This is a genomic window from Bacteroidota bacterium, from assembly GCA_016718825.1.
GTDB lineage: Bacteria > Bacteroidota > Bacteroidia > J057 > JADKCL01 > JADKCL01.
Map to the genome: position 1 here is coordinate 22,198 of JADKCL010000042.1, position 11,136 is coordinate 33,333.

The 11,136-nt window shown below is 52.8% G+C and carries 6 protein-coding genes; 2 read left to right on the plus strand and 4 right to left on the minus strand.

Annotated elements, in window-relative coordinates:
- Nucleotides 1–8: 8 nt before the first annotated feature.
- Both IPN95_26975 and IPN95_26980 read left to right on the plus strand, forming a co-directional pair.
- Nucleotides 9–206 carry a hypothetical protein gene (locus IPN95_26975; GenBank protein MBK9452998.1) on the plus strand — a complete coding sequence of 66 codons (198 nt, stop codon included), beginning with the start codon at nt 9–11 and terminating at the stop codon, nt 204–206.
- 31 nt (nt 207–237) lie between these two features.
- Nucleotides 238–987 (plus strand): hypothetical protein, encoded by a 750-nt coding sequence (locus IPN95_26980; protein ID MBK9452999.1) that lies wholly within the window; start codon nt 238–240, stop codon nt 985–987.
- 108 nt (nt 988–1,095) lie between these two features.
- Here the strand turns inward: IPN95_26980 and IPN95_26985 are convergent, their stop codons facing one another.
- From IPN95_26985 to IPN95_27000, 4 genes are all read right to left on the minus strand, one after another.
- Nucleotides 1,096–3,276 carry a radical SAM protein gene (locus tag IPN95_26985; GenBank protein ID MBK9453000.1) on the minus strand — a complete coding sequence of 727 codons (2,181 nt, stop codon included), beginning with the start codon at nt 3,274–3,276 and terminating at the stop codon, nt 1,096–1,098.
- A 39-nt stretch (nt 3,277–3,315) separates the two neighbouring features.
- Nucleotides 3,316–4,113 (minus strand): hypothetical protein, encoded by a 798-nt coding sequence (locus tag IPN95_26990; protein MBK9453001.1) that lies wholly within the window; start codon nt 4,111–4,113, stop codon nt 3,316–3,318.
- Nucleotides 4,114–4,282: 169 nt separating this feature from the next.
- Nucleotides 4,283–7,312, minus strand: a complete 3,030-nt coding sequence (locus tag IPN95_26995; protein MBK9453002.1) for an HYR domain-containing protein — start codon at nt 7,310–7,312, stop codon at nt 4,283–4,285.
- A partial coding sequence (locus tag IPN95_27000) for a hypothetical protein (protein MBK9453003.1) occupies nt 7,302–11,136 on the minus strand: 3,835 nt, incomplete at its 5' end. The genes IPN95_26995 and IPN95_27000, both read right to left, overlap by 11 nt.

Here is an 11,136-nt window from a genome sequence, read left to right on the forward strand (position 1 = left end):
AACGTACTATGAAAAAGACATTCGCATTTTTTGCGGCTGCGGCTACCTGTTTGGTATTGGTTAGCTGCGGACCCTCTGCCGAAGAGCAGGAGAAAATGAAGCAAGAAATCATCGCCATTGAAGAAGCTACGGTTGCGGTGGATTCCACTTCGTTTGAAGTACAAAAGGCTTCCACATCGCTCGATGAGGCCCTCAACAATCTCTAATCCTTTCCCAAAAAGCTAAATTTCGACAAGAATGAAAACAACATTGAATATTCTGAAAGTCAGCACATTGGGCTTGGCGATCCTCTTTGGTTTCCAATCCGGATTTGCTCAAAAGGGTGAAACTACCAGCCCCAAAGACAAGATCAAGACGGAGCAAAGTGGCAAGGACCAGATCAAGACTGGTGAAGGCACGAGCGAAGGAACTTTGCCAGGCGGCAAAGACGACTTGAAAAACGGCAATACCAGCGGCAAAGATGACCTCAAAAACGGCACAGCAAGCGGCAAGGACGACATCAAAAACGGTACCGTTGAAGAAGGTAGCGAAGGCAGCGTCGAAGGTTCCGATGAAGGACATTCCGGTAGCCATGAAGGCCACGACCACGCAAGTGGCGGTACTTCAGACGAAGGTGCCAAACTTGGCAGCATCAGCGCCGATGGAGCCTACGCCCGCGACAAAAGCATGGAAGGCAAACCTTATGACCAAGCGCGTCTCGACGCCGCCAAGTCCAAGGCCAATGCCGTGATCGCCGCAGCAGAATCCCGCATCACTTCCGAAGAAGCGCATTTGGCATCCGCACGCGAGAAAATCGCTGCTGCAGAGCAAGCTGTCATTGAAATGAAAAGCGCCAAGAAGCCCGACGAAGCTGCCATCACTGCCAAAGAGGATGTCATCCGCATTGCCAACGAACGGTTTACTGCTTTGGAGCAGCAAATCACCGCCGCAAAAGCAGCAATTGCGACCGTGAAGGCCGCTTTGACCCCTGCAACTGCAAGCAAATAATTGTTTGGAGGATAACCCCGACTCAAAATCACTCCAAAAATTCAGAAGAGGAGCCTTAACAGGTTCCTCTTTTGTTTTTGGGTGTAAAAATCGCATTCGGAAGGCAAACTAGATCACCAACAAACCACTTTCGCGCAGTTGATCTGCAATTTCCGATTCCCAGAAGGATTCCCAGTTGTCATAATCCTCCAAATCAGCTTTGGAAAAGCCTGATTTGACGTCCGCGAATGTCACCGGCGGCTCACCCGGCATACTATTGGACAACAAATCCCGCAGCCATTTGGCCATCGGCAGACTGAATTCGAGGATATATTCTTCCTTCAAATCAACGAATTCCAATTCCGCCATTTCGGGATTTTCCTCCAAAGGGATCAAACGCGGCAAATTCCCGAGCCAAATGAGAAAAGCATTGGAGCGGAGCGGCTCTGGTTGCACCTCCAAACACTGTGCGATGTAGTCGGGCGCGATGCTCGTACGGGGCACTTTGTGGTCAAACCACTTGCGCAACGGCACATCGAAACCGGCGCCGCGCATGTAATTGAAGAGACTTTTGCGCAAGCCTTCTGCAAAAAGTTCATGTTTTGCCCCATTCGGATCGTCATGAAAGCGGTCATTGTCGGCAAATCCGCCCAGTTCAGGGCCGACCTCCAAAACGCCGTAGGCTGCAGGCTCCAATCCGACGGGACTGTGGGCCGTCATTGCAAATTGATGCCAGAATCCGCTTTGGATGATGCCTTGTTCCAGCATTTGACGCACCATTTCCAGCGAATCGATGGTTTCTTGGGCGGTCTGCGTCGGGAAACCATACATCAAATAGGCATGGACCATGATCCCCGCCTCCGTAAAGGCTGCGGTGACGTTGGCGACTTGGGCGACGGTGACGCCCTTTTTCATCTTTTCCAGCAGCCTGTCGCTCGCCACTTCCAAGCCGCCGGAAACCGCGATGCAGCCCGAAGCATGCAGCAGCCGGCAAAGGTCCAACGTAAAGCTCTTTTCGAAGCGGATGTTGGTCCACCAAGTCACGGTGATGCCCCGCCGGATGATTTCAATGGCGAGGTCACGCATGAGCGCCGGCGGCGCGGCTTCGTCCACGAAGTGAAAGCCATGTTGACCGGTTTGGGCGATCATTTCTTCGATGCGGTCACACAACAACGCAGCGGTCATCGGTTCGTAGCGCCGGATGTAATCCAGGCTCACATCACAGAAACTGCATTTGCCCCAATAGCAGCCATGGGCAAGCGTGAGCTTGTTCCAGCGGCCGTCGCTCCAGAGACGGTGCATGGGATTCACCATTTCGACGACGGAGAGATAGTCGCCCAACGGCAAATCGGCATAGTCTGGCGTGCCGGTTTCCCGCTGAGGAACGTCCTTTTCCTTGGCGCCGTTGACGAATAAAACTTGGCCTTGGTCGCGGAGGTAAATGCGCTTCAGACTTCCTTGTTCGCGCTTGCCATCGAGGAATTCCAGCAAGGACTGAAGTGGGGCCTCGCCATCGTCGAGGGCCACAAAGTCCACATAATCAAACAATTTGGGTTCGCGCAGGCTCCGCAATTCGGTATTGGCAAAGCCACCGCCCATCGCAACTTTGCAATCGGGATGGTGTTGGCGAATGTATTGCCCGCATTTCAGCGCACCGAAAAGATTCCCCGGAAACGGGACGGTAAGACAAACCAAATCCGGTTGCCATTTTGCCATTTTATCCGCCAACAAATTGAGCATCACCTCCGATACCAGCGAATTTTCCGCCTGAAGCCTTTCATCCAACGGATCAAAATGTGTGGCGGTGCGTCCCAATCGCTCCGCGTAGCGGCTGAATCCGAATTCGGGATCGACGGCTTCGGTGATCAAGTCGCCGAGGTCTTCCAGGTAGAGGGTTGCAAGGTGCCGCGCATGGTCTTGCGTTCCCATGGTTCCGAAGGCAAAGTCAAGATCTTCCAATTCGGCAAAGCGACCTGCCTCGGGGAGATATTGTCGGCCCACGATTTGGTGGGCAAGCGTGCTGTTTTTATTCTGCAAAAAGGCGATCACCGGGCCAATCGTGCGCAAATAGGCCGATTTCAAGGCGAGGATCCGCAAGGCGTTTTCCGACAAATCCTCCTCCGAATCGGCAGCTCGCTGAAATACATCCGCCAAACCCGCTTTGGAAAAGATTTGGAGGATGACCTCAATACTCAGATCGCATTGGCGGGATTCGTAGCCGAGCGTATTGAGGAAACCTTTGAGGTAGGCCGTCGCCGGATAGGTCGTATTGAGCTGCGTAAAGGGCGGAGTAATGAGCAGAATTTTCATACGCCAATGGCCGCGAGGGATTCCGCGCCTTTCAAATTGCTAGTTGGCAGTGGAAGGGCTCAAATTCACCTGCATCCAGATTCGAATCGCTGGAATGCCACCGCTCACGCCGCCGGAGCTCATCATGCCGCCGCTTGGCAATGGGCCTGACATCGATCCCGGCGAATTGTTCATGTTGCCCGGCATGCCGTTATTCATGCTTCCTGGCATCGCCGAACTTGGATCAGAGCTTGTGCTGGTTTTGGGGCCCGTATCCGGCGTTGGAATTTCCACCTCCATGTTCAGGCTGGTGAAGTCCTCTGGACGGGTGCCTCCGATGAGTTTGAACGGAATGCCGACGCGGTACATCAAAACATCCTTGTCGTCGAGCGCGACACTGCATACAAAACCTTCGGTATTGATTCCCAAGTCGATGTTGGTTGCAATTTCGCCTTCGGTCCAGATCGCAGTCGTGGTAGGCGGAAAAAGATCATCGCGGAGGATGGCTCCCGGTACGACGTTGGGATCAGACATCGGTCCCGATGGAAATGCATCCACGTTGTAAACAGGGTATTTCAGCGAATGGGTGCCCTTTTTCTTGCCATTTGTATCAAAACGGATGATGGCCCCCAGCTTGCGGATGCGCATGATCGTGGAATAATTGTCGGTGTCGAAACGAACGTAGACATGGGTATTGTCGTTGCTCACCATGTACCTGATTTTAGATTCGGCATCATAATGGGCATTTTCGACGAGGCTGATGTCCTCCTTTTCCCTTGGGGAATTTACGGTGGTGAGTTTGCCGCAACCAGCCAAAACCGCCACCATCAACAAAACGATTAGAAATTTTTCCGTCATCTGGAATTCGATTGAATCTCGGGCAAAGTTAGCGTTTCTTCCAAAGGTGGTGCAAGGATCATTCAGAGGAAGTCAGGGAAATCTGAATCCATCAACACTTAAAAAAATTCGAAGGCGACTACTGATGCAGCAATCGCCTTCGAAGGAACACAAACCCGATTTCAATTTCCTACTGAATCACAAATCTGATCACAGCTTGATGCGTCTTGTTTTGACGGAAGGTGGTAATCTTCATCAAATAAGGTGCTGCTGCAAGGTCATTCAAATCAAATGCGGCAACATCCATCAAGTGGGCCATGTTGTAAGATTTGACCTTCTGCCCCACCACATCCCAGATTTCGATTTCGATTGGCCAATCGATCGGGCTCAGCGTGCGCAGATTCACGATTCCCATGCTTGGATTTGGATACAGCGTCAATCCTGTCAGGTCCTCAAACGTTTCGCCAACGCCGACAGGGCTAAAGTAGATGGAGTCACTCAAGCCATAGCACCCCGTGAAATCCACGACGCCAACGTGGTACCATCCGGCCACGGATACAGGGAACGACTGACTATTTGCACCCGGCAGCTGGAATCCGTTGACAAACCACTGATAACCTGCATACGGCTGTGTGGTAGTGAGGATTCCGCTATTGAGCACAATCGTCGGATTGGGCGAGGAAGCCATCGACACAACCACATAATTACTGGTGGCTGAGCATCCAAAGCCGTTCCAGACCGTGACGTTGTAGGAACCCGGCTGCGTGATCGCGACCGTCTGTGTCGTATCGCCATTGCTCCAGAGATAATCAAAGTAGCCCAATCCGGCATCCAAGACGACACTGCCACTGTCGCAGATATAGGCATTTGGGCCGGGGAAGATCACAGGCAATGGATCATTGAAAGGAATGATGTTGACCACAACCGTATCGCGTGTCGCACAACCATTGCCATCGACTGCGGCCAGGATGATTGGTCCACCGATGCCCGTTATGGCAATCGTCTGCGTTGCTTGACCGGTATTCCATTGATAACCGGAAAGACCCGCATCTCCTACCAACACTACGGTATCATTGCTGCAGACGGTCAATGCCCCTTGCGCGGTGATGATGTTGTCGTCTACAACATGCTCGGAGAGCATCACGGTATCGGTGACTTGACAACCTTGAGCCGACCAAACTGTGCAGGTGTACATCCCTGCGCCATTCATCATGATCGCCTGGCTGATGCTGCCATTGCTCCATTGGTAAGCGCTGAAATTGGATGGCGCACTAAACAACAATGGAATTCCAGGACAGGTTACAGTATCAGGTCCCAAATCCAAGATCGGGGTCAGACCTTCTTGGATCACTGCAATGTCGTTTGCGGCACATCCCATATTGTCAATCACAGTCACGCCATAAGTGCCGCCGCTCAATCCGCTGATGCTGTCCACAAATGCGCCGTTGCTCCAGAGATAACTGTAGGCTGCACAGGTTTGTCCACCCGTAACGACTGCTTGGAGGCTGCCTGCAAATGCGCCATGACAAACCAATGTATCGCCGACAATGGCCACTGAGAGCGGCGCAGGCGCCGTGATGACGATGGTGTCGATGGCAACTTGGTTGCGCGCATCGGTAACGGTGACAAAATAGGTACCTGCACCGAGCCCGAAGATGTTGTCAGTCGTGGCACCTGTGCTCCAGAGGTATTGGTAGGGCAAACATCCGCCAGACACCGTGGTGTTTGCCGATCCATTCAGGTCGCCTGCGCAACGCAGGTGGTACCCACATCCTTGCAAGGTGCTGCCAACCGTAACTACAAGCGGATCAAGGGAGACCGACACAGTAAATGCGCAAGAGGTCGCGTTTCCACTGGAATCGGTAGCGGTATAGGTGACGGTGGTGACACCATCCGGGAAGATGGACCCCGAGGCGTGACTACTTGTCAAGGTGACTCCGCTGCAATTGTCTGTCGCAATCGGGGTTGTCCAAGTTGCAATGGCACCACAAATAGAACTGTCGGCCACCAAGCTGATGTTGGCTGGGCAGGCAAGCGTTGGTGTCACCGAATCGCGCACAATTACCGTTGCCCAACAAGTGTCGCTGTTGCCATTGACATCCAATACGGTCAGGATGACGGTATTGCTCCCCAAGTTGGCGCATGTGAAGTTGGTGATATTCAAGCTTTGGGTGAAAATTCCGCAGGCGTCCGTGGACCCATGATCCACCATTCCGTGGTTTACCGTGCCGGCACCGTTGGCATCCAGGATCACAACTGCCGAATGGCAAAGCGCCACAGGGTCGACCGTATCCTGAACGGTTACCACTGCGGAGCAGCTGCTCGAATTCCCATTCACATCGGTGACTGTCAAAATCACCGTATTGGGTCCAACATTGTTGCAATTGAATGCTGTGAGGTTCAAGCCCAGACTTGCGATTCCACAAGCATCCGAGCTGCCATTGTTGACTGCCACAGCGGCGACGGTTGCATTACCGATCGAATCCAACTGCAAAGTCAGGTTTTGACAGATGGCGACGGGTGCGATATTGTCTTGCACGGTGACAATGGTGGTACATGAACCGGTATTGCCATTGACGTCGGTGACTGTCAGAATCTCCGTATTGGCGCCAACTTCAGAACATCCGAAGCTGTTTTGCGTCAGGAAGAAGCTCAACGTCTGCAATCCGCAAGCATCACTTGAACCATTGTTGACCGAGGCCGGAGCGATAATCCCGATACCTGCGGCGTTGAGCTGAACGGTGACATTCTGGCAAATGGCGGTTGGCGGGACGGTGTCTTGTACGAATACCGTTGCAGCGCAGGTGCTGCTGTTGCCGTTGACATCGGTGACCGTGAGGACCACGTTGTTGGCGCCAACATTTGCACAGGTAAATGATGTGACGTTCAAACTCAAGCTGCCAATGCCGCAAGCATCTGCCGAACCGTTGTTAATGGCTGCTGCGACAGCCGTTCCTGTCCCGGCCCCGTTCAATTGAACCGTGATGTTTTGGCAAATTGCCGCAGGTGCAACCGTATCCAGTACCGTGACGGTTGCGGCACAAGTATTGGTATTGCCATTCAGGTCTGTGGCCGTCAAGAATACGGTGTTGGCACCAACATTTGCACAATTGAATGAACCAATGCTGATGGACAAGTTGGCGATTCCGCAGGCATCCGTGGAGCCATTGTTGATCGCCGCTGCCGTTGTGACACCATTTCCAAGATTATCAAGTTGCAACCGTTATATTCTGACAAATGGCCTGAGGAGCGATCGTATCCAAGACATTCACCACTGAAGTACAAGTGCCCGTGTTGCCATTGACATCCGTCACCGTCAAAACAACTGTGTTGCCATTGACATTCGCGCAATTGAAGCTCGTGATGTCCAAGGCCAAGTTCGCTACACCGCATGCATCGGTGGAGCCATTGTTGACCTGTACAGGCGTGATATTGGCATTCCCTTGATTGTCCAGCTGCACGGTCAGGTTCTGACAAATGGCGGCAGGCGCGACATTGTCTTCGACCGTAATCGTGGTGATGCATGTGGTCGCATTTCCGTAAACATCCGTCACGGTCAGCACTTCGGTATTGGCACCCACTTCAGTACAGTTGAATGTCGTCTGACTCAGGCTCACAGTCGCGAGTCCGCAATTGTCGAGGCTACCGCCGTTGACTGCCGCGGCTGTCGTGGACCCGTTGCCGGCATTGTCCAGTTGCACCGTGACATTCTGGCAAACAGCAACAGGTGCGACGGTGTCCTCGACGGTAACATTCGCCAGGCAAGTGCTGGAATTTCCATTCACATCCGTCACAGTCAACACGACCAAATTGCCATTGACATTCGCGCAGGTGAAGTTGGTGATGTCCAGGGCCAAGCTTGCAATTCCACAGGCATCATTGGAGGCACCCCCTACTTGCGATGCTGTCACAGAAACGTTTCCTGAAGGATTTAGCTGCACCGTGATGTTTTGGCAAACAGCCACTGGCGCAACGTTGTCTTCTACCGTAATGAGCGCGGTACACGTCGACGAATTTCCATTCACATCCGTTACTGTCAGTACTTCGGAATTCGCGCCGACCTCAGAACAACCAAAAGCCGTCTGACTCAAACTCAGCGACTGGATTCCACAAGCATCGTTGGATCCACTGTTCACGGCCGAAACAGTCGTATTGCCATTGCCAGCGTTGTCCAATTGGATCGTGACGTTTTGGCAAACGGCGACTGGGGCGACAGTGTCTTCAACAAGTACAATTGAAGTACAAGTTGCTGCATTGCCATTGACATCGCTTACTGTCAGCAGGATCGTGTTGGGGCCGACATTCTGGCAAAGGAATGCAGATTGATTCAGACTTAATGACTGAATGCCACAGGCATCGCTCGAACCATTGTTGACCTGCGAAGCCGTGATGCTGGCGTTGCCCGAAGGATCCAATTGCACGGTAATATTCTGACAGACAGCAACTGGCGCAACATTGTCTTGGACATTGATGATGGTTGTACATGTCGCCGAATTCCCATTCACATCGGTCACGGTCAACACCTCCGTATTTGCACCCACTTCAGCGCAAACAAACGCAGTCTGACTGAGGATCAAGGATTGGATTCCACAGGCGTCATTGCATCCGTTGTTCACAGCGGCTGCCGTCGTCGTGCCATTCCCTGTAGCATCCAATTGGACCACGACATTTGTGCACAATGCAATAGGAGCCACGGTATCTTCGACCGTAATGATTGTCGTACATGTCGTCGAATTGCCATTCACATCCGTCACCGTCAGCACTTCGGAATTGGTGCCGACTTCAGCGCAAACGAAGGATGATTGACTGAGCGTCACGGACTGAATCCCGCAAGCATCATTGGAACCGTTGTTCACAGCCGATGGCAAGATGGACCCGTTGCCATTCCCGTCGAGTTGGACGGTGACATTTTGGCAAATCGCCGTCGGAGCCACGGTGTCGATCACGGTGACCGTCAAGTTACAACTTGTGGAATTTCCGTTGGCATCCGTCACTGTCAGCACTTCCAGATTGGAACCAACCTCTGCGCAATAGAATGCAGATTGACTCAAGGTGATCGAAGCGATGAGGCAATTGTCGGAGCTGCCGTTGTTGGCAGCGGCGGCATTCGTAACGCCGGATCCGATATTGTTCAGGTACACCGTCACGTTTTGGCAAACGGCAATCGGGAAGACGGTATCCTCCACGGAGACAGTTGCCGCACAGGTGCTAGCGTTGCCGTTGACATCGCTCACTGTGAGGACGACCAAGTTACCATTGACATTCGCGCAGTTGAATGTGGTAATATTCAGCGCCAAGGATGCAATTCCACAAGCGTCGGATGAACCGTTATTCACCTGTGAAGCAGTGATGCTGGCGTTTCCTGAAGGATCCAATTGCACGGTAATGTTTTGGCAAAGCGCGATCGGCGCGACGTTGTCTTCCACCGTAATTGTAGTAGAGCACGTCGTCGAATTGCCATTCACATCCGTCACCGTCAAGACTTCGGTATTGGCACCGACTTCCGAGCAGACGAAGGCAGTTTGGCTGAGTGCAATGGATTGGATTCCGCAAGCATCAGAAGAACCGTTGTTGACCGCGGTGGCTGTGGTTGAACCGTTTCCAGTATTATCCAGCTGCACGGTAATGTTCTGGCAAAGCGCGATTGGCGCGACGTTGTCCTGAACCGTGATGGTCGTTGAGCAAGTCGTCGAATTGCCATTCACGTCAGTCACCGTCAAGACTTCGGTATTCGCACCAACTTCTGAGCAGACGAAGGCAGTTTGGCTGAGTGCAAGCGATTGGATTCCGCAAGCATCGGATGAACCGTTATTGACAGCATTTGCGGTCGTGGAACCGTTCCCGGTATTGTCAAGCTGCACCGTAATGTTCTGGCAAACAGCCACCGGCGCGACATTGTCCTCCACCGTAATCGTAGTAGAGCAAGTCGTCGAATTGCCATTGACATCGGTCACAGTCAGGACCTCCGTATTCGCTCCCACTTCTGAGCAGACGAATGCAGTTTGGCTCAAGGCCAATGTTGCAATCGCGCAGTTGTCTGAGCTGCCATTGTTGACCGCGGCGGCGGTGGTGGAACCGTTGCCAGTATTGTCCAGTTGCACCGTAATGTTCTGACAAACAGCAACCGGCGCAACATTGTCCTCCACCGTAATCGTCGTCGAGCATGTCGTCGAATTGCCATTCACATCCGTCACCGTCAAGATTTCGGTATTCGCACCAACTTCTGAGCAGACGAATGCAGTTTGGCTCAGGGCCAAAGTTGCAATCGCGCAGTTGTCTGAGCTGCCGTTGTTGACCGCGGCGGCCGTGGTCGAACCGTTGCCGGTATTGTCGAGCTGCACAGTTACGTTCTGGCAAAGGGCTATCGGCGCGACGTTGTCTTCGATTGTCACGTTGGCGGAACACGTGCTGCTGTTGCCATTGACGTCGGTGACCGTGAGGATCACCGTGTTGCCATTGACATTCGCGCAGTTGAATGTCGTGATGTTCAGAGCCAAGGAGGCAATTCCGCAAGCGTCAGATGAACCATTATTCACCTGCGAAGCAGTGATGCTGGCATTGCCCGAAGGATCAAGCTGCACCGTAATGTTCTGACAAACAGCCACCGGCGCGACATTGTCTTCCACCGTAATCGTAGTAGAGCAAGTCGTCGAATTGCCATTCACATCCGTCACCGTCAAGACTTCGGTATTCGCACCAACTTCCGAGCAGACGAATGCCGTTTGGCTCAAGGCCAAAGTCGCAATCGCGCAGTTGTCAGAGCTGCCGTTGTTCACTGCAGCGGCGGTTGTGGAACCGTTTCCAGTGTTATCGAGCTGCACGGTTACGTTTTGGCAAAGCGCGATTGGCGCGACATTGTCCTCAATCGTGACGTTGGCGGAGCAAGTGCTAGAGTTGCCATTTACGTCCGTGACGGTCAAGATCACCGTGTTGCCATTGACATTCGCGCAGTTGAATGTCGTGATGTTCAGGGCCAAGGAGGCGATACCGCAAGCGTCATTCGAGCCATTGTCCACCTGCGAAGCAGTGATGCTGGCATTGCCC